Source organism: Streptomyces asoensis (genome assembly GCF_016860545.1).
Classification (GTDB): Bacteria; Actinomycetota; Actinomycetes; order Streptomycetales; family Streptomycetaceae; genus Streptomyces; species Streptomyces asoensis.
The window spans coordinates 460888-483946 of the sequence record NZ_BNEB01000003.1; the positions used below are offsets into that span (position 1 = coordinate 460888).

Genomic DNA, 23059 nt, shown 5'->3' on the forward strand with positions numbered 1-23059 from the left:
CCGGAGCGGGACCACCAGGCGCCGGCGTCCGGCCGGCGGTGAGGCGGCGTGCGCGGAACCGCCGGCGGCGCGGCCCGGGGCCCGGCCCCGCCCCTGCCGGGGGCCGGACCGCCGCCCGGCCGACCGCCGTCCGGCGCCGCGCGGCGCCTCGGCGGGCTCCCCGCCCGGGGGATCCCCGGCCGAAGGCGAGGCGGACGCGGCGTTGCCGCCTGACGAGTGCGCCGGCTGTCCGACGGGGGACCGTCGGGTCGAGCGCCGGCTGGTACGTGGTGCCATGAGAGGTGGTTCTCCGGGGACGAGAGCGGGCGAGGTAGGGCCGCTGGGCGAGCGGCGGGGAGTGAGCGTGGGGAGCTCACCGAAGACGGGGGCCGGGGGCCGGCGGACCGAGGTCCGGCGGCCCCCGAGGGCCTGCGGGCACCGGGGTGCTCCGCGGGCCCGCGGACGGGCGGAAGACCCGGCCCGTCGGCCGGACCGGGACCGGCCCGGGACCGGCCCGGGGCCGGGACCGGGGCCGGGACCGGGTCGTACGGCGGCGGGTCCGGCACGCGGTCGGCGACCGTCACCGGAGCCACCGCGTGGGCCCAACGGCGGGTGCCGACCGCCGGGGCCGTCGCGGGTGCCGCCGTGGGTGCCGCCGCCGGGGCCACCGCGGGTGACACCGCCGGAGCCACCGCAGGTGACACCGCCGAGGCCACCGCAGGTGCCGCCCGCCGAGGCCACCGCAGGTGACACCGCCAGGGCCACCGCAGGGGCCGCCGGGGCCGCCGGGGCGGGACACAGCGGGTGCGGTGTCTCCCGCGCGGTACCGGCCGTCACGGGTTCGTGGGCCCGTGGACCGGTGGGTCGTGCGGTCGGACATCCACCGCGCGGACGCCCTACGGCGCCCGTGCGGCGCCACAGCCCGTGGGCCCCGCTCCGGCCGCCGTCCCCGGACGCCCCGCCGGTCCGACCGGGCCGCGGCTGCCGCGGGTCCCGTCCGGCCGGCACTCCCCGGGAACCGGGGTGGCTGCGGGGCAGTGGTCGGCGGTGGGCACCGGGGTGGTCAGGCCGCCGGGCTGGAGGCCGCCGGCGCCGGGGCCGGGGGGCCGTCGGCGACCGTGGTCGAGGCTCCTCCGGCCGGGGACGGGGAGGAGGCCACCGAGGGGGACGCGGCGGGCGAGGTCGGCGGGGGCGGCGGAGTGGACGCGGGCGGGGCGACCACCGGGGTGCTCGCGCCGGCGGCCGGGGCCGACGCCGTCGGACCGGTGCTGGGGCGCGCGGTGCCGCTCGCCGAGGACCGCGCCGCCGGGGACGCGCCCTTCGACGGGGCCGCGCTGCCGGAGGCGCCGGGCGACGCGCTCGCACCGGGCCTGCCCGGCGCCGCGGCGGTGGCGGAGGCGGTGACGTCCGGGGCGCCCGGCGCCCTGCGGCCGGAACCGTCGCGCCCCGGGCTCGCGGACGCGTCCGGCGACGACGGGCTGTCCACGTTGCCGGCCGACGGCTTCTCGTCGGCCTGGCCCGGCACCGGGATCGGCAGCCAGGGCGCTCCCGCGTTGCCGGACAGCAGCGCGGCCACGATGACGACGGCGTACGCCCCGCAGGCGATGCCCACGAGGATGCCGATGCGGCGGAACGTGCGGCTGCGGCGGCCCGACTCGTCGACGAACACCGGGACGTCGGAGGCGGCGTCCGCCTCGGGGCGCCCCTTCTTGAGGGAGTCGAGCTGGACGGTCACCTCGCCCGGGTCGTTGGCCGTCGCGTCCGGGCCGCCGGACGGCTCCTCCCAGGGATCCCGCAGATCGCTCGACCGTTCGTTTTCGGCAACGCCGTTCGACGCGGCCGGGGTCGGCGGCGGACCGCTTTCGGACGGTAAGTCCAGCAGTGAGCGGTATCGGGTGCCGTCTCCCGATCGGGATGCCAGAGGAGTCCCCCCGATCCCCGAAAGGCTCTGCGACCCCGCGCCCACCACGGGTGAGCCCAGGGTCGGCGATGCCGCCGCCGGCCACTCCGGTTGGGCGTCTTCTCGCCAATTCTTCATGTGCGCACTTCCCCCCAAGGAACTGTTCTGGGTGCGCCTACGACCCTGAGCGCAGTCGACGGAACCAGGCCCCCACCCAACTCCAGCGCCCCTTTTACCCCATTGCGCTCAGGTCCACGAATCTAGCGCAGGCTTGCGCCCGGTGTTCGCGATGCGTCATTTACGGGTAGAGATCATGTTCATGCCTATGGCCCGAAATCGCCCCCGCGTGACAGCTCACCGTCGCAGCCCGACCGCACCCATCCGAATGCGATCACCCGGGACGGAACGACGATCGAGGGAGTCGAAATGACTCCCCACATAATCGGATAGAAGTGCCCAAAAATAACTTTCTCCCGAGGGAGAAGGGCACCGCGTCAGGCATGGCCGGAAATCGCACCCGTACCGGACCCGGAATGCCCGTTTTCCCCACCCGCACCATTGACGCGGCCACATCAGCCCACCTACGTTCCCCCGTCGAAGCGCTTCGACGTCACCCATCGAATCGATTCGATGGACGCACCGTGACGCCCTCAGAACCATCCGGCTCCCCTGGAGGCACAGGATGTTGACGGCACGAAGGCGTGTGAGGACACGACGGGGAACGGCGTGCGCGGCGACGGCGGTCGCCTGCTCGCTGCTCCTGGCCTCGTGCGGAGGCTCGGACGGCGGCTCGGCCGACTCCCGGACCCTGCGGCTGTGGCACTACGAGGCACCGAACAGCGCGATGGGCGCGGCCTGGACCGAGGCGATCAAGGAGTTCGAGGCCCGGCACCCCGGGGTGCGGGTGAAGTTCGAGGAGAAGAGCTTCGACCAGATCCAGAAGACCGCCCCCATGGTCCTCAACTCCTCCGACGCGCCCGACCTCATGGAGTACAACAAGGGAAACGCGACGGCGGGCCTGCTCTCCCGGCAGGGACTCCTCACCGACCTGTCCGCCGAGGTGACCGAGCGCGGCTGGGACAAGCTGCTCAGCCCCGGCGTGCAAACCACCAGCCGGTACGACGCGAACGGCGTGATGGGCTCCGGCAAGTGGTACGGGGTGCCCAACTACGCCGAGTACACGATGGTCTACTTCAACAAGGACCTGTTCGCGAAGTACGGGCTGGCCGAGCCGAAGACCTCCGACGCGCTGGTCGCGGCGATGGACACCTTCGTCGACAAGGGGATCACCCCGCTCGCGAACTCCGGCGCCGAGTACCCGGCCCAGCAGTACGTCTACCAGCTCGCCCTGTCCAAGGCCGACCGCCCGTGGGTCGACGCCTACGAGCTGTACCAGGGCAGGACCGACTTCCACGACGCCGCCTGGACCTACGCGGCGAAGACGTTCGCCGACTGGGTGAAGAAGGGCTACCTCGGCAAGAACGCCGTCAGCGCCAAGGCCGAGGACGCGGGCGTCTCCTTCCTCCAGGGCAAGGCGCCGATCCTGTTCTCCGGCAGCTGGTGGTACGGCCGCTTCCAGGACGAGGCGACGTTCGACTGGGGCACCACCCTGTGGCCCGGCTCCACGCTCAGCCCCGGCTCCGGAGGCAACCTCTGGGTGGTCCCCGAGAGCTCCGGCAACAAGGAACTCGCCTACGACTTCATCGACATCACCCTGTCGAAGAAGATCCAGAACCTGCTCGGCAACAAGGGCGGCGTCCCGGTCGCCGCGGACGCCGCCGCCCTCACCGACCCCAAGTCCAAGGAGCTCATCACCCAGTTCAACACCCTGTCCGGCCGCGACGGCCTGGCCTTCTACCCCGACTGGCCGGTCCCCGGCTTCTACGACGTCCTCGTCTCCGAGACACAGAAGCTGCTCACCGGCAGCGTGCGGCCGGACGACTACCTGGACGCGTTGCAGGAGGCCTACGACAAGGGCGTACCGAAGACATGACGGCGACCACCGCCGCACGCGCCCGGCGGGTGACCGGCGGACGGCACAGGGCCGTTCACCCGCGCCGCGCCCGCGACTCCTACGCCCTGTTCCTGCTCCCCGGCGCCCTCGCCTTCCTCGCCGTGGTCGTCGTCCCGTTCCTGATGAACGCCGGGGTGAGTCTCACCGAGTGGCACGGGGTGGGCAGCCCCGAGTGGACCGGCCTCGCCAACTACCGCGCGCTGCTGGACGACACGGAGTTCCGGGAGAGCTTCCGGCACAGCCTGTTCATGGTCGTCGCGATGGCGGCGCTGCCCACCGCCCTCGGACTGGTCCTGGCCGCCGCCCTGTTCGACCATGTGGGCAAGCACTTCGGCAGCCGGACCGCGGCCGTGCTGCGGGCCTGCTTCTACCTCCCGCAGGTGCTGCCGGTCGCGGTCGCCGGCATCGTCTGGAGCTGGATCCTCGCGCCCGACGACGGCTCGCTCAACGAGTTCCTGCGGGTCGTCGGGCTCGGTTCGTGGCGGCAGGACTGGCTCGGCGACCCCGACCTCGCCCTCTACAGCGTCATGGGCGTGATGGTGTGGGTGCAGCTGGGCTTCCCGCTGGTGGTCTTCATGGCGGGCCTGGAACGCGTCGACCCGCAGCTGTACGAGGCGGCCGAGCTGGACGGCGCCGGCTGGTGGCGCCGCTTCGTCCACATCACGCTGCCGCAGATCCGCCCGGAGATCTACGTCGTGCTCACCTGGTGCACGATCGCCGCGCTGAAGGTGTTCGGCGCGGTGTACGTCCTGACCAAGGGCGGCCCCGGCGGCGCGACGAACGTCCCCTCCTACTTCTCCTTCACCACGTTCTTCGAGAAGACACAGGTCGGCTACGGCGCCGCGGTCTCCACCGTGCTCACCGTGATCATCCTCGCCCTCTCCCTGGTCGGCCTGCGGCTCCAGACCCGGGCGGAGGACGCGGAGGAAGGACCGCGCCCATGAGGACCGCCCGGCTCCTGCGCCGCTCCCCCGTCCTGGTGGCCCTGTGCCTGGCCGCCCTCTTCATGACCGTCCCGTTCCTGATCGTCGTCGTCAACGCGGTCAAGTCCCCCGCGCAGTACTCGCAGGACGGCCCGCTGAGCCTGCCCGACGGGCTGTACCTGGACGGGCTGAAGGACTTCTGGGAGCGCGTCGACTACAGCCGCAAACTGCTCAACTCGGTCCTGATCAGCGGCTCGGTGGCGGTCGGGGCGGTGGTCCTGTCGGTGCTGAACGCGTACGCGATCGGGATCGGGCGGATCAGGGGCCGCACCTGGGTGCTGGCCTTCTTCGTGCTGGCGAACATGATCCCGCAAGAGGCGCTGGTCTACCCCGTGTACTACCTGAGCAAGCAGGCCGGTCTGTACGACACCCGGCTCAGCGTGATCATCGTCTTCACCGTGCTCCAGGCCGCCTTCGGCACCTATCTGCTCTCCTCGGTGCTGAGCCGGTTCCCGCGCGAGATCATCGAGGCGGCCCGGATCGACGGCGCGGGCACCTGGCAGGTGCTGTGGCGGATCGTCGTCCCGGTCAGCCGCCCCACCCTCGGCGTGCTCCTCGTCTTCTTCTTCATCTGGACCTGGAACGAGTTCCTGCTCCCCCTGGTCATGCTGATCTCCAACGACAACCAGACGGTGTCGGTGGCCCTCGGCGTCCTCCAGGGGCAGCGCCTGATGGACGCCACGATGACCGACGCGGCCGCCCTCCTCGGCGTGCTCCCGGCCCTGGTCTTCTTCCTCGTCTTCCAGCGGACCCTCACCCGCGGTATCGCCGTGGGTGCCGTGAAGTAGTGCGGACCGAGCAGTAAGGACCCCCCACCCATGAAGTTCACCGACGGCTACTGGCTGCTGCGGGAGGGCGTCACCGCCGCCCATCCCGCCGAGGTCCTCGACGTCACCGCATCGCAGGGCGCCCTGGAGATCCACGCGCCGACCCGGCCGATCCGGGGCCGCGGCGACCTGATGACGGGGCCCGTCATGACGCTCACCGTCCACAGTCCGATGCCCGACGTCATCGGCCTCACCCTGACCCACTTCACCGGCGGAAGACCCCCCGGGCCCGCCTTCGAGCTCACCGGCGCGGACCCCGACCCGCAGCTCTCCTGCGACGACGACCACGCGAGCCTGACCTCCGGCGCCCTCCGGGTGCGGGTCGCCCGCTCCGGCCCCTGGCACGTGGAGTTCTCCGCCCACGGCCGCACGCTCACCTCCAGCGGCCCCAAGGGCATGGGCATCATGCGGGACCCGGCCACCGGCGGCCACTACCTGCGCGAACAGCTCGACCTCGGGGTGGGGACCTCCGTCTACGGCCTCGGCGAACGCTTCGGCCCGCTGGTCAGGAACGGCCAGGTCGTCGACGTCTGGAACGCCGACGGCGGCACGGCGACCGAACAGGCCTACAAGAACGTGCCGTTCTACCTCACGGACGCCGGCTACGGCGTCTTCGTCGACCACCCGGGCAAGGTGTCCTTCGAGGTCGGCTCGGAGGCGGTGTCACGGGTCCAGTTCAGCGCCGAGACCCAGGAGCTGACGTACTACGTCATCCACGGGCCCACCCCGAAGGACATCCTGCGCAGGTACACCGCCCTCACCGGCCGCCCGGCCCTGCCGCCCGCCTGGTCGTTCGGCCTGTGGCTGTCGACGTCGTTCACCACCTCCTACGACGAGGGGACGGTGACCTCGTTCATCGAGGGCATGCGTGAGCGCGAACTGCCGCTCTCCGTCTTCCACTTCGACTGCTTCTGGATGCGGGAGTTCCACTGGTGCGACTTCCGCTGGGACCCGCGGGTCTTCCCCGACCCGGAGGGCATGCTGGCCCGGCTGAAGGCGAAGGGTCTGCACATCAGCGTGTGGATCAACCCCTACATCGCCCAGCGGTCGCCGCTCTTCGCCGAGGGCCGGGCCCTCGGCCACCTGCTGAAGCGGCCGGACGGCAGCGTCTGGCAGTGGGACCTGTGGCAGCCCGGCATGGCCCTCGTCGACTTCACCAGCCCCGCCGCCCGCGACTGGTACGCGGCCGAGCTGGAGGCTCTGCTCGCCCAGGGCGTCGACTGCTTCAAGACCGACTTCGGCGAACGTGTCCCGCTCGACGTGACCTGGTCCGACGGTTCGGACCCGGAGCGGATGCACAACTACTACACCTACCTCTACAACCGCACCGTCTTCGAAGTGCTGCGCAAGCACCGGGGCGAAGGGGAGGCGGTGGTCTTCGCACGGTCGGCGACCACGGGCGCCCAGCGGTTCCCGGTGCACTGGGGCGGCGACTGCGAGGCGACGTACGCGTCGATGGCGGAGTCGCTGCGCGGCGGTCTCTCCCTCGGTCTGTCGGGGTTCGGTTTCTGGAGCCACGACATCGGCGGCTTCGAGGGCACCCCGACACCGGCCCTGTTCAAGCGCTGGCTGGCCTTCGGACTGCTCTCCTCGCACAGCAGACTGCACGGCAGCTCCTCGTACCGGGTGCCCTGGCTGTTCGACGAGGAGTCCGTCGACGTGCTGCGGTGCTTCACCCGGCTCAAGCTGCGGCTCATGCCCTACCTGTACGAGGCCGCCCGCGCGGCCCACGAGGAGGGCACCCCGGTGATGCGGGCGATGGTGCTGGAGTTCCCGTCCGACCCCGGGTGCGCGCACCTGGAGCGGCAGTACATGCTCGGCCCGGACCTGCTGGTCGCGCCCGTGTTCGACGACGAGGGCGACGTGACGTACTACGTGCCCGAGGGCACCTGGACGCACTACCTCACCGGGCGGACGGTGACCGGACCGCGCTGGGTGCGCGAGCGCCACGGGTTCCTCAGCGCACCGCTGCTGGTGCGGCCGGGCGCGGTGCTCCCGGTGGGCGCCCACGCCGACCGGCCGGACTATCCGCACGCCGACGGGGTCACCTTGCGCGCGTACGGTCTGGAGCGCGGCGCCCAGGTCACGGTACGGGTGGGGGACGTGACGTTCACCGTCGTACGGGAGGGGGACACGCTGCGGGCGTCCGCGAGCGACCCCCGGGCGCCGTGGGCGCTCGCCGCCGGGGACCGGATCGCGCGGGCCGGGGCCGGCACCGGGTTCCTGACCCTGGAGACCCCGGACGAGGGACCGGAGGAACTGGACCGATGGTGAAGATCACCGATGTGGCGCGGCACGCCGGGGTCTCCCCCAGCACGGTGTCCTACGCGCTGAGCGGCAAGCGGCCGATCTCCGAGGAGACCCGCCGGCGGGTCGAGGACTCCGCCCGGGCGCTGGGCTACCGCCCGCACGCCGGCGCCCGGGCGCTGGCCAGCAGCCGTTCGAACGTGCTGGCGCTCGTGGTGCCGCTGCGCACCGGCATCCACGTCCCGGTCGTCATGCAGTTCGCGGTGTCGGTGGTGACGGCGGCCCGCGACCACGACGTCCTGCTGGTGACCCAGGAGGAGGGCGAGGAAGGACTGCGCAGGGTCGCCGACACCGCCCTGGTCGACGCGCTGATCGTGATGGACGTCCAGCTCCACGACCCCCGGCTGCCGTTGCTGCGCACCCTGGACCGGCCCTCCGTGATGATCGGCTTCCCGCTGGAGGCAGAGGGACTGACCTGCATCGACCTCGACTTCCGGGCGGCGGGCGAGCGGTGCGTGGAGCATCTGGCGCAGCTCGGACACCGGGTGGTCGCCCTGGTCGGGTCACCGCCGCAGGTGTACGTCCGAGGGACGGCGTTCGCGCAGCGGGTGGTGCAGGGGTTCACGGCGGCCGCGGACCGGGCGGGGATCGCCTCGGCCGTCCACCCGTGCGGGACGACGCCGGCCGAGGCCCGCCGGGTCGCCGAGCGGCTCCTGAGCGAGCAGCCGGCGCTGACGGGAGTGGTCGTGCACAACGAGGCGGCGCTGGAACCGCTCGTCGACGCTTTCGAGGAGCTGGGGCTGCGGGTCCCCGGAGACCTGTCGGTGACGGCGATCTGCCCCGACAGACTCGCCTCGACCCTGCGGGTGCCCGTGACCTCCGTCGCGCTGCCGTCCGCGGAGGTGGGTGAGCGGGCGGTGGAACTGCTGATGCGCAAGCTCGGCGGCGAGGCCGTGCCGGAGGCCACCCTGCTGCCGCCGACGCTGACCCGCAGGGCGAGCACGGCACCGCGCACGGTCGACCCCCGCTGAGGTTGCCCGCACCAGGGCACGGAACGACGAGAACCCCGCCGCTCGAAAGCGACGGGGTTCTCGTTCACATGGGATGAGTGGAGATGGCGGGAATCGAACCCGCGTCCAACGGTGCAGAATCAGGGCTTCTCCGTGTGCAGTTCGCTGCGATTTTCTCGGCCCCGGCAATCCCGCGAACAGGTCGCCGACGGGCCCAGTCACTGTTTGATTTCCCATCGGGCCCCGTGACCGGGCTCGATGGTTTAGTTCCCTAGATTATGCCAGGATCCGGGCCGGGAACACTCCCGGGCTGACACCCTTTAGGGTCCTACCTCACTGCTTATCAGGCAGCGAGAGCGTAGGACTGGGAATCGCTCTTGGTATTGGCGATTATTTTTTGCGACATATGGTTTACGAGATCATTGCCGCTTCCTCGACACGCTTCCCCTGCTTCAACAGTCGCTGTCGAAACCGATCATCCCCATGTTGATTTTTCAATTCCCTCCGGAGAGGGCCCGTGCCCACCGAGGGGCACAGGTGCCATCGTACGTGACCAACGCACGTCGGTGCCACTGTATTCCCGGCGGCCGCGCCGCCGGGGCTAGGCGTGCCGCTGCCGGCGCTTGGCCGCCGCGATCGCCCGGTCGGTCTCCCGGCGGTCCTGCTGCTCGCGCAGCGTCTGGCGCTTGTCGTACTCCTTCTTGCCGCGCGCCAGCGCGATCTCGGCCTTCGCCCGGCCGTCCTTGAAGTAGATGGCGAGGGGCACGATCGTGTGCCCCGTCTCCTCGGACTTCACCGACAGCTTGTCGATCTCCTCGCGGTGCAGCAGCAGCTTGCGCTTGCGGCGCGCGGAGTGGTTGGTCCAGCTGCCCTGGAAGTACTCGGGGATGTGGGCGGCGTGCAGCCACGCCTCGTTCCCCTCGATCTGGACGAAGCCGTCGGTCAGCGAGGCGCGGCCCTCGCGCAGCGACTTCACCTCGGTGCCGGTGAGCACCAGGCCGGCCTCGTACACGTCGATGATCGCGTAGTCGTGCCGGGCCTTCTTGTTCTGCGCGACGATCTTGCGCTTGCCGTCCTTGGCCTTGCCTGACGCGGCCGCCCCGCCCTGCTTCGGCTGGGACTCCTTCGGTACGTACATTCCCTTGCTCATAGTCCGGCCATTTTCGCATCCGCAGGCCCGCCGGGGGAAAGCCGATTACGCGGCCGGCTCGCGCAGGGTCGGGCGGGGACCGGTCAGGACACGTCCCCGAGGCCGCTCAGCACGGTCTCGGCCCGCTGGAGCGCCCCGTCGTCCGCCTCCAGGTCGGGGGTGATGCCCCGGCCGTCGACGCCGTGGCCGGAGGGGGTGCGGTAGTGCCCGACGGTCAGCTCGGCGACGGAGCCGTCGGGCAGCCGCCGCGGCATCTGCACCGAGCCCTTGCCGAAGGTGCGGGAGCCGACGACGACCGCTCGGCCGCGGTCCTGGAGGGCGCCGGTGAGCAGTTCGGCGGCGCTCATGGTGCCGCCGTCGACGAGCGCGACGAGGGGGCTGGTGGTGTCGCCGCCGCCGTCGGCGTGCAGGGCGCGCTGGTCGCCGTCCACGTCGTAGGTGGCGACCAGGCCGCCGTCGAGGAAGGCGGAGGCGGTGGAGACGGCCTCGGTGACCAGGCCGCCGGAGTTGCCGCGCAGGTCCAGGACGATCCCGGCGCCCGCCGGGGCGTCGCGCACGGCGCTGCGCACGCTGTCGCCGACGCCCTTGGTGAAGGCGGCGACGGTGATGACGGTGGTGTCGTCGGAGAGCCGGTGGACGGTGACGGAGTCCGTGGAGAGCAGGGCCCGGCGCAGGGTCTCGGTCCACACGCGGGTGCCGCGCTCCAGGCCGAGACGGACGGTGGTGCCGGCGTGCGCGTCCGTGGCGTCACCGCGCAGTAAGGAGACGACGTCGGTCACCGGCAGCCCGTCGACGGACCGTCCGTCGACGCTGCGCAGCCGGTCGCCCGCGCGCACCCCGGCGGCGGCCGCCGGCGATCCGGGCTGCACCTTGGTCACCTCGATCCGGTCGCCCCGCTCGCGCCGCGCCTCCAGACCGACGCCGGTGTAGCGGCCGTCGAGGGACTCGGCGAACTCCTCGTACTCGCCCTCGGAGTAGACGGCCGCCCAGCGGTCACCGCTGCGGCTGACGGCGCGTTCCGCGGCCTCCATCGGGGACTTGCCGTCCGCGGCGGCCTCCTCGGCGGCCCGCGTCACGTCCTCGGAACGGCCGCCGGGGGCGGCGCCCGTGGCGCCCGGCGCGGCTTCCCCGGGGTCCCCCGGCAGCGATCCGGTGGCGGCGCCGGCGACGAGCACGCTCGCGAACAACAAGGTCAGGGCGGCCCCGCGGCCGAAACGGCGGGGCTGACAGAACAGGTCACGGCCTGACATGGCGGTGAGTCTAGGGGAACAGGAAGGGCCGTACGGCCGGTTGACCGTACGGCCCCGGGGGGCGTGCGTCACACCTTCAGGTACTTGCGCAGCGCGAAGAACGCGGCCAGCGCGGGCATCAGCAGGCTCGTGGCGAGGATGAGCGGGAGCTTGGTCAGCACCGCGTCCCAGCCGATGAAGTTGATCAGATTGAGCTTCTCCGACAGCGCCAGTCCGTGATCGATGATGAAGTACCGGGCGATCACCAGGAATCCGCAGGCGACCGTGCCCCCGATCAGTCCGGCGACGGCCGCCTCGGCGATGAACGGAGCCTGGATGTAGAAGCCGGAGGCGCCGACCAGCCGCATGATCCCGGTCTCACGCCGACGGCTGAACGCGGACACCCGCACGGTGTTGACGATCAGCATCAGGGCGACGACCAGCATCAGCGCCATCACGGCCCGCGCCGCCCAGTTCATGCCGTTGAGCAGCCCGAACAGGTTGTCCAGGATGCCCTTCTGGTCCTGCACGGACTGCACGCCGTCCCGCCCGTCGAAGGCGGTCGCGATGACCTTGTACTCCTCCGGGTCCTTCAGTTTGATCCGGTACGACTCCTGCATCTGGTCCGGGGTCAGGGAGCTGGCCAGCGGGGAGTCGCCGAACTGCTCCTTGTAGTGCTTGTACGCGTCGTCCTGCGACTCGTACGTCACCTTCTCGACGACCCCCATCTTGTCGAGGTCGGACTTGATCTGCTTCTTCTGGTCCGCGGTGACCGCGCCCTTGGCGCAGTTCGGGTCGGACTCGGCGTCGCTCTTGTTGCAGAGGAAGACCGAGACGTTGACCTTGTCGTACCAGTAGCCCTTCATGGTGCTGACCTGGTCGCTCATGAGCAACGACCCACCGAACAGGGCGAGCGACAGGGCCACCGAGACGACGACGGCGAAGGTCATCGTCAGGTTGCGGCGGAGACCGACGCCGATCTCCGACAGTACGAACTGGGCGCGCATGGCGAGTTGTTCAGGCCTTTCGGGGGACGTCCGCGGGTGCGGGCGCGATGGCGGGGGCGGTCAGTGCTGGTAGCCGTAGACGCCGCGTGCCTGGTCACGCACGAGGCGGCCCTGCTCCAGCTCGATGACGCGCTTGCGCATCTGGTCCACGATGTTCTGGTCGTGCGTGGCCATCAGCACGGTCGTGCCCGTCCGGTTGATCCGGTCGAGCAGCTTCATGATGCCGACGGAGGTCTGCGGGTCGAGGTTGCCGGTGGGCTCGTCCGCGATCAGCAGCTTGGGCCGGTTCACGAAGGCACGGGCGATGGCCACCCGCTGCTGCTCACCACCGGACAGCTCACCGGGCATCCGGTCCTCCTTGCCGCCCAGCCCGACGAGGTCGAGCACCTGGGGCACGGACTTGCGGATCTCGCCCTTCGACTTGCCGATGACCTCCTGCGCGAAGGCGACGTTCTCCGCCACCGTCTTGTTCGGCAGCAGCCGGAAGTCCTGGAAGACCGTCCCGAGCTGGCGCCGCATCTGCGGCACCTTCCAGTTGGACAGGCGCGCGAGGTCCTTGCCCAGGACGTGCACCTGACCGTGGCTGGTGCGCTCCTCGCGCAGGACCAGTCGCAGGAAGGTGGACTTTCCGGAACCGGAGGATCCCACGAGGAAGACGAATTCGCCCTTCTCCACCTCGAGGGAGACATCCCTGAGTGCGGGGCGGGTCTGCTTGGGGTAGACCTTGGAGACGTTGTCGAATCGGATCACGGATGCACCACGGGTCGCCGGGGGTAGATGAGCGTGACCATACGCGAACCGGGGAGGGCGGCGCAGGCGTCGCGAGGGGTTGAGTGGGGCTTGTGCGTTTTTGTACGGGACTTTGTACGCCCCCCGGTCTCCGGGTGAGCCGCGCGGCCCCCGCGGGAACCTGGCACAGTGGAGGGGGAACGTTCCCGTTCCTCGAAGCGTTGAACACGTGGAACCGGTGCAAGGAGGGCGAGCGCATGACGTACGACCGGCTGGTGTGCGCTAACTGCGCCGCGCCCGTGAGCGAAGGCCGGTGCCCCGTGTGCCGCGCGAACCGCGAGCGGATGCAGCAACAGGAGAACCTCTTCGCGGGGCTGAACCCGATGGCGCTGATCGCGCTGCTGGCGGTACTGGTGGCGGCGCTGGCGCTGCTGGCCCACCAGACCGCGTAGCGCGGGACGGACACCACGAAGGGCCCGGAGCCGAGCGCTCCGGGCCCTTCGCGTGTACGTCACGTACGGGTACGGCTACCCGGCGTCAGGCAGCGGCCCCGTCACGGCCGACCACCAGGCGCGGGAGCACCCGGAAGCCGATGCCGCCGGCGATCATCGTGGCGGCGCCGATGATCAGGAACGTGGTCTCGCCGGCACCGGTCTCGGCGAGCTCCTTGCCACCGCCCTGGGCGGTGGTGTCGGCGGCGGTGTCCGAGGTGTCGGTCAGCGCGGAGCTGCCCTCCTCCTGAGTGGACGTACCGTCGGTGTCGGTGCCACCGGTCACGGAACCGCCGGTGCTGTCGGAGCCACCGGTGCTGCCGGAGCCACCGGTCGAGGAGGAACCGGAGGACGTGCTGCCGCCGTTGCCGGAGCCGCCGTTCTGGGAACCACCGTTGCCGGAGCCACCGTTGCCCGAGCCGCCGTTGCCGGAGCCACCGTTGTCCGAGCCGCCGTTGCCGGAACCGCCGTCGGTGGCCGTACCACCGTCAGTCGCCGTACCACCATCGGTGGCCGTGCCACCGTCAGTCGCGGTACCACCATCGGTCGCCGTGCCACCGTCAGTCGCGGTACCGCCGTCAGTCGCGGTACCACCATCGGTGGCCGTACCGCCGTCGGTCGCCGTCCCACCGTCGGTCGCCGTCCCACCGTCGGTGGCCGTGCCACCGTCAGTTGCGGTACCACCGTCGGTCGCACCGCCGTTCCCCGTGCCGCCGGTCTCGCACTCCGGGGTGACGACGATGGTGCAGTCGTCCTCGCCGTCCATGGGGACGATCTTGCTCGTGTCGACAAGAGCGTCGTCGTCGGCCGAAGCGACGCCCGCAACCGTCAGCGAGGCGCCTGCGGCGATCACGGCGCCGGCGGCTATCCGCGCGAGCCGGATCCGCGTCTTCTTGGTCATATAGCTGCTACCCCCAGTAGCCGAATCGTCGATGAGGCCGCGCCCGGGGCCGTGATCGACGGAGGTAGCTGAGTAGTGCTGAAGCCCCCGGTTCACATGCGCCCCAGAGATACGCATGCCACACTGCACCCTCCCCAACTTTCAAAGCATCGTCAAGGCCGTTGCGTACGCAATGTCCAAGTCGGGCCGCTTTGCGCTATGTCGGTGCTGTGAATGTGACATAAAAAGGCAACCGCCCCTGATTCAGGGGCGGTTGCCTTGTCGACAAAACTACTTCTCTTGCTGCTTGCGCCAGCGAATTCCGGCTTCCAGGAACCCGTCGATCTCGCCGTTGAACACGGCCTCGGGGTTACCGACCTCGAACTCGGTGCGCAGGTCCTTGACCATCTGGTACGGGTGCAGGACGTACGAACGCATCTGGTTGCCCCACGAACTGCCGCCGTCCTTCAGGGCGTCCATCTTGGCCCGCTCCTCCTGACGCTGCCGCTCGAGCAGCTTGGCCTGGAGGACGTTCATCGCGGTCGCCTTGTTCTGGATCTGCGAGCGCTCGTTCTGGCAGGAGACGACGATGCCGGTGGGCAGGTGGGTCAGGCGCACCGCGGAGTCGGTGGTGTTGACGCCCTGGCCGCCCGGACCGGAGGAGCGGTAGACGTCCACCCGCAGCTCGGACTCGTCGATCTCGATGTGGTCGGTCGTCTCCACCACGGGCAGGATCTCGACGCCCGCGAAGGAGGTCTGCCGGCGCCCCTGGTTGTCGAAGGGGGAGATCCGCACGAGCCGGTGGGTGCCCTGTTCCACGGAGAGGGTGCCGTAGGCGTACGGGATCTGCACGGCGAAGGTGGTCGACTTGATGCCGGCCTCCTCCGCGTACGACGTCTCGTAGACCTCGGTCTTGTAGCCGTGCTGCTCCGCCCACCGCAGGTACATCCGCTGGAGCTTCTCCGCGAAGTCGGCGGCGTCGACGCCACCGGCCTCGGCGCGGATGTTCACGAGCGCCTCGCGGGAGTCGTACTCCCCGCTGAGCAGCGTACGGACCTCCATCTCGGCCAGCGCCTTCTTGACGGCGGTGAGCTCCGCCTCGGCCTCCGCGAGGGTGTCCGGGTCGTCCTCCTCCTGGGCCATCTCGAACAGCACGGAGAGATCGTCGATCCGTCCGCGCAGCGCGTCGGCCTTCCTGACCTCGGCCTGGAGGTGGGACAGCTTGCTGGTGATCTTCTGCGCCTCGTCCGGGTTGTCCCACAGGGACGGCGCGGCCGCCTGCTCCTCGAGCACGGCGATGTCTGCCCTCAGCTTGTCGAGGTCCAGAACGGCCTCGATCGACTCCATGGTCGAGGAGAGGGACTTGAGCTCTTCGGATACATCGACGACTGCCACGCCTCCAGCCTAACGGACCCGGCATCCGAGCCCGCCCGGCCTCGGCGTCCCGGCCGGTCACGGAGAGGCCGGCGCCGAGTTCTTCGTGTCCTGCGGGGTCGCCCCCGCGTCGTCGCCCGAGGTGGCCGCCCAGGTCCCGACGCCGGCCGCGGCGACCAGGGCCGCGGCCGCCACGCCCAGCGTGATGCGCCGGCGCCGGGTGGCGGAACGGTTGCGGGCCGAACCGGGCCGCGGCGCGCCCGCCGCCCTCGGCACCCGTGCGGTGCCGTGCGCCCCGCCCGCCAGCTCGTCGGGCGCGGGCACCCGCATCGACGTGTGGGTGTCGCGGTTGGAGTCGGGCTTGGCGTGCGGCACGAGGGGCACCGAGCCGCGCCGCTCCCGCCCCGACGGGGCCGCGGGCGAGGCGGCGGAGGGCTCGGTGTCGGCCGGGCCGCCCTCCTCCTGCCCGGGGTCGGGCTCGTCGACGTCCAACGGTGGCATCCCGGCCAGTGACGGCAGCTGCTCCCGGAGGCGGGCCGCCAGCTCGGACGCCCGCAGCCGGGACGCGGGCGCCTTCGCCAGGCACTGCACGAGGAGCTGCCACAGTTCGTCGGTGATACCGGGCAGGGGGGCCACGGACTCCGTGACGTGGCGGCGCAGCACCGCGCCCGGATGACCGCCGCCGAAGGGGGTGAAACCGGCGAGCAGCTCGTACAGGACGGTCGCCAGGGCGTAGATGTCGACCGAGGCGCGCGGCGGCAGACCCTCCACGATCTCCGGCGCCAGGTAGTCCGGCGTCCCGATGATCTTCGTTGCGCGGGTCCGTTTGGGGGTGTCGATCAGTTTCGCGATGCCGAAGTCGGTCAGCAGCGCGCGGTGCGAGCCGCCGGGGCCGAGCGGCCCCTGCATGTCGAGCAGGATGTTCTCGGGCTTCACGTCCCGGTGCACGATCCCGGCCGCGTGCGCGGCGGCCAGTCCCTCCGCGATGTCCGCGGCGATCGCCACGGCGGCCTCGGGGGCCAGGCGCCGGTCGCGCTCCAGACGGGTGCGCAGGTCGGTGCCGCGGACGAGGTCCATGACCAGGGCCAGGTCGTTGCCGTCGACCACCAGGTCGCGCACCGAGACCACGTGCGGGTGCTCCAGGCCGAGCAGGGCGGTGCGCTCCTGCACGAAGCGGCCCACGAGCTCCTCGTCGGAGGCGAGGTCCTCGCGCAGCAGTTTGACGGCGACGGGCCCGTCCGGTCCCTCGCCCAGCCACACCGTGCCGGCGCTGCCCCGTCCCAGGATCTGGTGGGCGGTGTACCGGCTGCCGATCTTCCGTGCCAAGGCTGCTCCTACAGACGCGTGTTGCCCATCAAAGTACGCGTCCGAGGAGCCAACCTTCACCGCGGAGACGGAAATCACCCGCCAGATGTCGACAAGTACACAGACTCGCGGTCAGAACCGGAGGCGGTGTCTCAGTTGCCGGTCCCGGTCGTGCCTCCCGAACCGCCCGAATCGGCCAGGTCGCCGATCCAGCCGGTGACGTCGTCGAACCAGCCGCTGATCAGCTGCCAGTAGCTCTTGCCGGTGCCGATCCACTCCTGGAGCGGGCTCAGCTCCCAGATCAGCCACCCGGCCACGAACAGGATGACGATCGTGAACAGGCAGCCCTTCAGGCAGCCCAGCCCGGGGATCTTCATCGGGTTGGCGCTGCGCTGCCGGGGCTGGCGGGGCTCCGGCTGGGGCCGCTGCGGCTGCGGCTGGGGCGGCGGCGCGTACCGCTGGGGCTGCTGACGGGGCTGCTGGTGCTGCGGAGGCGCGTACTGCTGCTGCGGCTGCTGCTGCCCCGGGTATCCGTAGCCGGGCTGCTGCGGGCGCTGCTGGGGCCGTTGCTGCGGGCGCTGCTGCTGGTTCTGCTGCGGATACGGCTGCTGGGGCTGCTGCTGGCGGGAGACCTGCCGCTGGGGGCGGCGGCGCAGCGGGTCGTCGTCGGGGTCGAGGTACTGCTGGACCTGGGTCTGCTCGTTGCGGGCGCGGGCACCCTGCATCTGCGACTGCCAGGGATGCGGCTGCTCGGGCTGCTGCCCCTGCTGTCCGGGCTGGTGCGGAGGCACCGGCGGCAGGACGGCCGTCGGGTCGGCCGCGCCGGAGGTGTGCGGCAGGACGGCGGTCGGGTCGGCCGCGCCCGCCGGGCCGGAGGTGTGCGGCAGGACGCTGGTCGCCGCGTTGGGGTCGTAGGTGCCGCCCGGCACGGTCGCGGGCGCCGGGTCGGGGGCGAGCAGGTGGCCGACGCCGTCGGCGGCGGCGATCTGCATCGAGTTCGCGTGCACCCCGATGCCCTCGGCGACGATCCGCAGACCGCGCGCGAGGTTCTCGGCGCTCGGCCGGTCGTCGGGGTTCTTGCGCAGACAGCGCTCGATGACCGTCCAGAGCGGGTCGGGGACCGTGGACGGGCGGCGCGGTTCCGCGTTGAGGTGCTGGTGCAGCACCTCGAGGGCGGAGCCGCCGGAGAACGGCGGCCGCCCGGTGACCAGCTCGTACAGGAGGATCCCGGCGCCGTAGATGTCCACGGCCGAGGTCTGCGGGCGGCCCTCGGCGGACTCCGGCGCGACGTACGCGGGCGTGCCGACGAACTCGCTGGTCCGGGTCAGGCCCGGGGAGTCGGCGAGACGCGCGATGCCGAAGTCGGTGAGCAGCGGGTGCATCTGCCCGCCGTTCTGCATCAGCAGGACGTTGGCGGGCTTCAGGTCGCGGTGCACGACGCCGTCGGCGTGGCTGGCGGCGAGCGCGTCGGCGACCTGGGCGGTGAGCAGGGCGGCGGCCACGGGCGTGAAGGGCCCGTTCTCGCGCAGGTAGCGGTGGAGGTCGGGGCCGTCGACGAGGTCCATGACCAGCGCCAGCAGATCGCCCTCGACCACCAGGTCACGGACCCGGACGATGTTCGGGTGGGTCAGGCGCAGCAGCACGGACCGCTCCCGCAGGAAGCGCATCACGACATCGGGGTCGTTGGCGAGCTCCTCCTTGAGGACCTTGATCGCGACGGTCTCCCCGGGCTGGCCGGCCACGGCCGCCTCGGCGCCCGCGGTCTCGCGCTGGCGGGCTCGCCAGACGGTGCCCGTGGCGCCGCGTCCGAGCGGCTCCTCGAGCAGGTACTTGCTGCCGACTGGCCGCACGTCACGCGCTCCCTGCTGCTTGCTTGCCTGTCCTGTCCGTGTTCCGACCCACTGTAGTGCCGGTGTGCGGACGCCGGGCTGCCGTCTTTTCCCGAAAGAAGGACGCGCGGCCCGGTCTTCCTGGTTGCCGGGGCCGGACGTGACCGATCTCAACTGATCGCCGGCGACGCACTTGTCCGGCACTTTTGCGGGCAGAGCCGACCAATCAAGATCACTTGTTCCCGGGTGTGGGGCGCGTTGTCAGTGACAGGTGCGAGGATGCCTGCAAGTACTGGCCGCTGTGCTCGTGTGGGGTGGGGAAGTCCGCGCCCGTGCAGAAGGGACCGCTGACGGCGATGCAGATCCGGCTGACCGTCGTAGACCCGACGGGCGCGCCCCTGGCCGCGCCGGGCTCCGCCCGTGCGGGAAGTCCCCCGGCGCGGACCCGTTCCGCGAGCTGCGACGTGCTGGTCACGGCGCCCGCCGGCACGGCCCTGGCCGCGGTGGCGTCCGCGCTGGCCGCGGCCGTCTCCGGGGAGGGCTCCGCATCCTCCTCGTCCGCGGCGGCCGTGGTGCTCTACGCGGGCGTGGAGCGGCTCGACACCCAGCGCTGCACGCTCGGCGAGCCGCCGCTGGTCGACGGCGCCGTGCTGTCCCTGGGCGCCCCCGCCGACCCCGAGCCGCACCCCGAGGTGGACGAGGCCCCGGCCCGCCTGCACGTGGTGGCCGGGCCGGACGCGGGCGGCGTCCACCTCCTGCACGGCGGTCAGGTCCGGGTGGGGCGCTCCGCCGAGGCCGACGTGCCGCTCGACGACCCGGACGTCTCCCGGCTGCACTGCGCCGTGACGCTCTCCCCCGACGGCCGCCTCACCGTCGCCGACCTGGGCTCCACCAACGGCACCACCCTGGACGGCGCCCCGGTGCAGGCCCGCCCGGTCCGTCTGACGCCGGGCGCCCTGCTGCGCGTCGGCGAGTCGGCCCTGCGCCTGGCCCCGCCCGGCGGTCCCGGCCCCCGGGCGGCGACCACGCCGGACGGAGAGGGACACGTCCGCGTGCCCTGTCCGGACACGGCCCCGCAGGACACCGGACCGGGACGCACGGACCCGGCGGCGGACGGCCCGTCCGTGGGCCACCCCGCCCCGGGCGCCGCACCCACGCGTGCGACGGCCGACGGCACGGGCGCCTCGGAACGGCCCTCGGGACCGACCGGCCACGCCTACGGCACGGTGGACTGGAGCGGCTCGCCCCAGGGCTCGTCCCGGACACCGGACGGGCACACGCGCGCCCCCGGGGAGCCGGCGCAGGCCTCCGCGGTCGTGCCGGGCCAGGGCACGGCGCCGTACATCGAGAGCCGGCACGGCGGCGAGACCCGCCGGACGGCCCCGCCGCGCCGGACCCCGCCCGCGGCGGCCGCCCCCGACGGCACAGCGGCGACGGCGGACGGGTTCCCGGCCACCCACGGCGGCCGTTGCGGACTCGGCTCCTTCACCGGGACCGGCGCGGACGACGACGAGGTGCGCGGCCCGCACGGCCCGCACGACACGGCGTGCGCCCACGACGAGGCCCGCGCCGCGCGGGGCCACTCTGCGGGCTCCCCGGCCTCCGGACCCGCCCCCACGCAACCGGCGCCGTCCCCGTCGCCCTACGACGAGGACCCCGGGGCCGATCCGCGGGCGGACACGCGCCGCAAGGGCACCCCGCTGCGCGGCACCGACGTCCCGCCCGGCGTCCGCAGGCGCGGCGGCCTGTCCGCGTGGGCGCGCCGCCTGGCCGGCGGCCGCGGTGGCCCCCAGGGCACCGACACCGACGACGCCTTCGACGAGCGGACGGACGACCCGCAGCCGTACCTGCCGGCCGGCGCGTCCCCGGCGCCCGAGACCTGGCCGGACCCGGCGGCCCTGCTGCTCACGGCGCTGGGCCCCGGCCCCCGGCTGTGGGAACGCGGCCCGGGGCACCCCGAGGCGCTCGCCGTGCGGCTGGGCACCGCCGACCGGCCCGCGCCCGACGGCTCGGGGCTGCTGCCCGCCGTGCCGGTGACGGTGGGGCTGCGCGAGGTCGGCGCGCTCGGACTGGCCGGGCCGCGGCCGCGGCTGTCCGGGCTGGCACGCGCGGTGCTGGCCCAGCTCGCCGCGCTGCACTCCCCCGACAGCCTGGAGATCGTCCTCGTCAGCACGGACCGCGCGCGTTCCGAGGAGGAGCGCGTCGCCGAGTGGTCCTGGCTGGGCTGGCTGCCGCACCTGCGTCCGGGGCACGGCCAGGACTGCCGTCTCCTCCTCGCCTACGACCGCGACCAGGCCACGGCCCGCACCGACGAACTGCTGCGCCGGCTGGAGGACCAGCTCTGCGACGGCGCGGGCGTCCCGGACACGACGGGACGGCTCCCGGTACCCGCGCCCCGCGGCACCGCCCGCCGCCCCTCCTGGGCCGTGGCCGACGACACGGGCGACGGCGCCTATGCCGGACCCTGCACGGTGGTCGTCGTGGACGGCGATCCCGGCGGGGCCGACCTGCGCGAGGCGGTGACCCGGCTCGCGCAGGTCGGGCCGCGCGCCGGGATACACCTCCTGTGCCTGGCGGAGACGCCCGCCGCCTCCCCCTCCTCGCCGGTGACGGAGACGTACGAGGCAGCCTGCGCCGCGGCGCCCACGTTCCGCGCCTGCGGCGCCGTCGCCCTGCTCAGCGGGGACGTGGCGACCGCGCTGCGGCTGCTGCGGGTCGCGCCCGCCGGAGCGCCCACCGAGCGGCCCGGCCCGGTCGGCCCGGGCACGGTCGGCGCGGTGGACGCGGTCTCCGCGGCCTGGGCGGAACGCTTCGCGCGGGCCCTGGCGCCGCTGCGCCCCGAGGGCTCGGGCGGGAACGGCGAGCGGCACACGCGCGTGTCCGCGCCGCTGCCCCAGTCGGCCCGCCTGCTGGACAAGCTGGGGCTGGCCAGGGCCACCCCCGCCTCGCTGATGGCCCGCTGGGCTGACGCCGCCGACGACGCCGAGGCGCTCGGCGGCCGGGCCTGGGCCGTGCTCGGCGCCGGTCCGCGCGGCCCGGTCGGCGTGGACCTGGTAGCCGAGGGCCCCCACCTCCTGATCGAGGGACCGGCCGGCAGCGGACGCACGGAGCTGCTGCGGGCGGTCGTGGCCTCGCTGGCCGCCGCCGAGCGGCCGGACCGGCTGGGCATCGTCCTGCTGGACGGCCGTGACACCGTCGGCAAGGGCGGCGACGGCCACGGCGACGGCCTGGGGATCTGCACGGACGTACCGCATGTCACCACCCACCTCACCGCCAACGACCCGGTCCGGATGCGCGAGTTCGCGCAGTCGCTGAGCGCCGAGCTGAAGCGGCGGTCCGAGTTGCTGGGCCGGTGCGGCTTCGCCGAGTGGCACACCCGGCGCACGGTCTCCGGCCGGATCGTCCCGCAGCGCACCGCGCACACCCCGTCCCAGGCGCCCGGGGGCGGCTCGGGCGGCGCCGCCGACATAGAGACCCCGTCCAGCGCCACCCTGCGGCTGCGCCCGGGAGCGGCCGCCCGCCGCCAGGCCGAGGTGGCGCCGCCGCTGCCCCGGCTGGTGGTGGTCGTCGACGATCTGGACGCCCTGGTGTCCCCCGCGCTCGGCTCCCCGGGCCGGCCGGCCGCGGGCTCGGTGATGCGCGCGCTGGAGGCGGTGGCCCGCGAGGGGGAGCGGCTCGGTGTGCACCTGGTGACGGCGGCGGCCCCCGGCGGCCGCACGGCGGAGTCGGAGCCCGCCCGGCTGTCCACCGTTCGGATCACTCTGGAGCCGCCGGGTTCGGGCACGGACGAACCGGCGCCGGGCCGCGGCCGCCTCAAGGGCGCCGACGGCCGTCTCACCCCGTTCCAGGGCGGCCGCGTCACGGGCCGCATCCCGCGCACGGCGACGCAGCGCCCCACGGTGGTCCCCCTGGAGTGGCACCGGATGGGCGACCCGCCGACCCGCCGCCCGGTCCGCGAACTGGGCAACGGTCCGACGGACCTGGCGCTCCTGGCCAGTGCTCTGGAACGGGCGGCCCGCCAACTGAGCCCGTCGGGCGGCTCCCCCACCCCAGGCTGACCCCCGCCCCTCTCGCCCCGGTGCCGCCCCCGCCCGGCCGGTCCCCC

At 72.7% G+C, this 23059-nt stretch carries 16 protein-coding genes and 1 other RNA gene; 7 read left to right on the top strand and 10 right to left on the bottom strand.

From position 1 onward, the window contains the following. Window positions 1-1042 precede the first annotated feature (1042 nt). Complete coding sequence (locus Saso_RS14840) at window positions 1043-1714, bottom strand: hypothetical protein (RefSeq protein WP_189918373.1); 672 nt, start codon at window positions 1712-1714, stop codon at window positions 1043-1045. An 847-nt stretch (window positions 1715-2561) separates the two neighbouring features. Between Saso_RS14840 and Saso_RS14845 the strand changes: the two genes are divergently transcribed. Genes Saso_RS14845 through Saso_RS14865 form a run of 5 tightly spaced genes read left to right on the top strand, consistent with a single transcriptional unit; the run spans window position 2562 to window position 8981 of the window. Further along, window positions 2562-3872 carry an ABC transporter substrate-binding protein gene (locus Saso_RS14845; protein ID WP_189918375.1) on the top strand — a complete coding sequence of 437 codons (1311 nt, stop codon included), beginning with the start codon at window positions 2562-2564 and terminating at the stop codon, window positions 3870-3872. After that, a complete protein-coding gene (locus Saso_RS14850; RefSeq protein ID WP_189918376.1) occupies window positions 3869-4837 on the top strand; it encodes a carbohydrate ABC transporter permease in 969 nt (322 codons plus the stop codon). Before Saso_RS14845 ends, Saso_RS14850 begins: the two co-directional genes overlap by 4 nt. Further along, window positions 4834-5664 (top strand): carbohydrate ABC transporter permease, encoded by an 831-nt coding sequence (locus Saso_RS14855; protein WP_189918378.1) that lies wholly within the window; start codon window positions 4834-4836, stop codon window positions 5662-5664. The genes Saso_RS14850 and Saso_RS14855 overlap by 4 nt, the downstream gene beginning before the upstream one ends. 30 nt (window positions 5665-5694) lie before the next feature. After that, on the top strand, window positions 5695-7977 hold the full coding sequence (yicI, locus tag Saso_RS14860; protein ID WP_189918380.1) for an alpha-xylosidase: 2283 nt from the start codon (window positions 5695-5697) through the stop codon (window positions 7975-7977). Next, window positions 7971-8981, top strand: coding sequence for a LacI family DNA-binding transcriptional regulator (locus Saso_RS14865; RefSeq protein ID WP_189918382.1), 1011 nt, complete (start codon window positions 7971-7973; stop codon window positions 8979-8981). The genes yicI and Saso_RS14865 overlap by 7 nt, the downstream gene beginning before the upstream one ends. A gap of 75 nt (window positions 8982-9056) precedes the next feature. Here the strand turns inward: Saso_RS14865 and ssrA are convergent. From ssrA to ftsE, 5 genes are all read right to left on the bottom strand, one after another. Next, window positions 9057-9443, bottom strand: a transfer-messenger RNA (tmRNA) gene (ssrA, locus tag Saso_RS14870). Between the two features lie 118 nt (window positions 9444-9561). Next, complete coding sequence (gene smpB, locus Saso_RS14875; RefSeq protein WP_189918580.1) at window positions 9562-10098, bottom strand: SsrA-binding protein SmpB; 537 nt, start codon at window positions 10096-10098, stop codon at window positions 9562-9564. 95 nt (window positions 10099-10193) lie between these two features. Then, window positions 10194-11360 (bottom strand): S41 family peptidase, encoded by a 1167-nt coding sequence (locus Saso_RS14880; RefSeq protein ID WP_189918384.1) that lies wholly within the window; start codon window positions 11358-11360, stop codon window positions 10194-10196. 68 nt (window positions 11361-11428) lie between these two features. Beyond that, the gene (ftsX, locus tag Saso_RS14885; protein WP_189918386.1) at window positions 11429-12346 is read right to left on the bottom strand and encodes a permease-like cell division protein FtsX; all 918 of its coding nucleotides are present in this window, start codon (window positions 12344-12346) and stop codon (window positions 11429-11431) included. 60 nt (window positions 12347-12406) lie between these two features. Beyond that, a complete protein-coding gene (gene ftsE, locus Saso_RS14890) occupies window positions 12407-13096 on the bottom strand; it encodes a cell division ATP-binding protein FtsE (protein WP_020132390.1) in 690 nt (229 codons plus the stop codon). Window positions 13097-13332: 236 nt separating this feature from the next. On the opposite strand from ftsE, the gene Saso_RS14895 reads away from it, so the two are divergent. Then, the gene (locus tag Saso_RS14895; RefSeq protein ID WP_189918582.1) at window positions 13333-13527 is read left to right on the top strand and encodes a hypothetical protein; all 195 of its coding nucleotides are present in this window, start codon (window positions 13333-13335) and stop codon (window positions 13525-13527) included. Between the two features lie 85 nt (window positions 13528-13612). On the opposite strand, the gene Saso_RS14900 is transcribed toward Saso_RS14895, so the two are convergent. From Saso_RS14900 to Saso_RS14915, 4 genes are all read right to left on the bottom strand, one after another. Next, window positions 13613-14467: a hypothetical protein gene (locus Saso_RS14900; protein WP_189918388.1), complete on the bottom strand. Its 855-nt coding sequence runs from the start codon at window positions 14465-14467 to the stop codon at window positions 13613-13615. Between the two features lie 270 nt (window positions 14468-14737). Then, window positions 14738-15841, bottom strand: a complete 1104-nt coding sequence (gene prfB, locus Saso_RS14905; protein ID WP_189918390.1) for a peptide chain release factor 2 — start codon at window positions 15839-15841, stop codon at window positions 14738-14740. A gap of 57 nt (window positions 15842-15898) precedes the next feature. Next, on the bottom strand, window positions 15899-17146 hold the full coding sequence (locus Saso_RS14910) for a serine/threonine-protein kinase (RefSeq protein ID WP_189918392.1): 1248 nt from the start codon (window positions 17144-17146) through the stop codon (window positions 15899-15901). 131 nt (window positions 17147-17277) lie between these two features. Next, window positions 17278-18975, bottom strand: coding sequence for a serine/threonine-protein kinase (locus Saso_RS14915; protein WP_189918394.1), 1698 nt, complete (start codon window positions 18973-18975; stop codon window positions 17278-17280). Between the two features lie 335 nt (window positions 18976-19310). Between Saso_RS14915 and Saso_RS14920 the strand changes: the two genes are divergently transcribed. Continuing rightward, window positions 19311-23012 (top strand): FHA domain-containing protein, encoded by a 3702-nt coding sequence (locus tag Saso_RS14920; RefSeq protein ID WP_189918583.1) that lies wholly within the window; start codon window positions 19311-19313, stop codon window positions 23010-23012. Window positions 23013-23059: the final 47 nt, after the last annotated feature.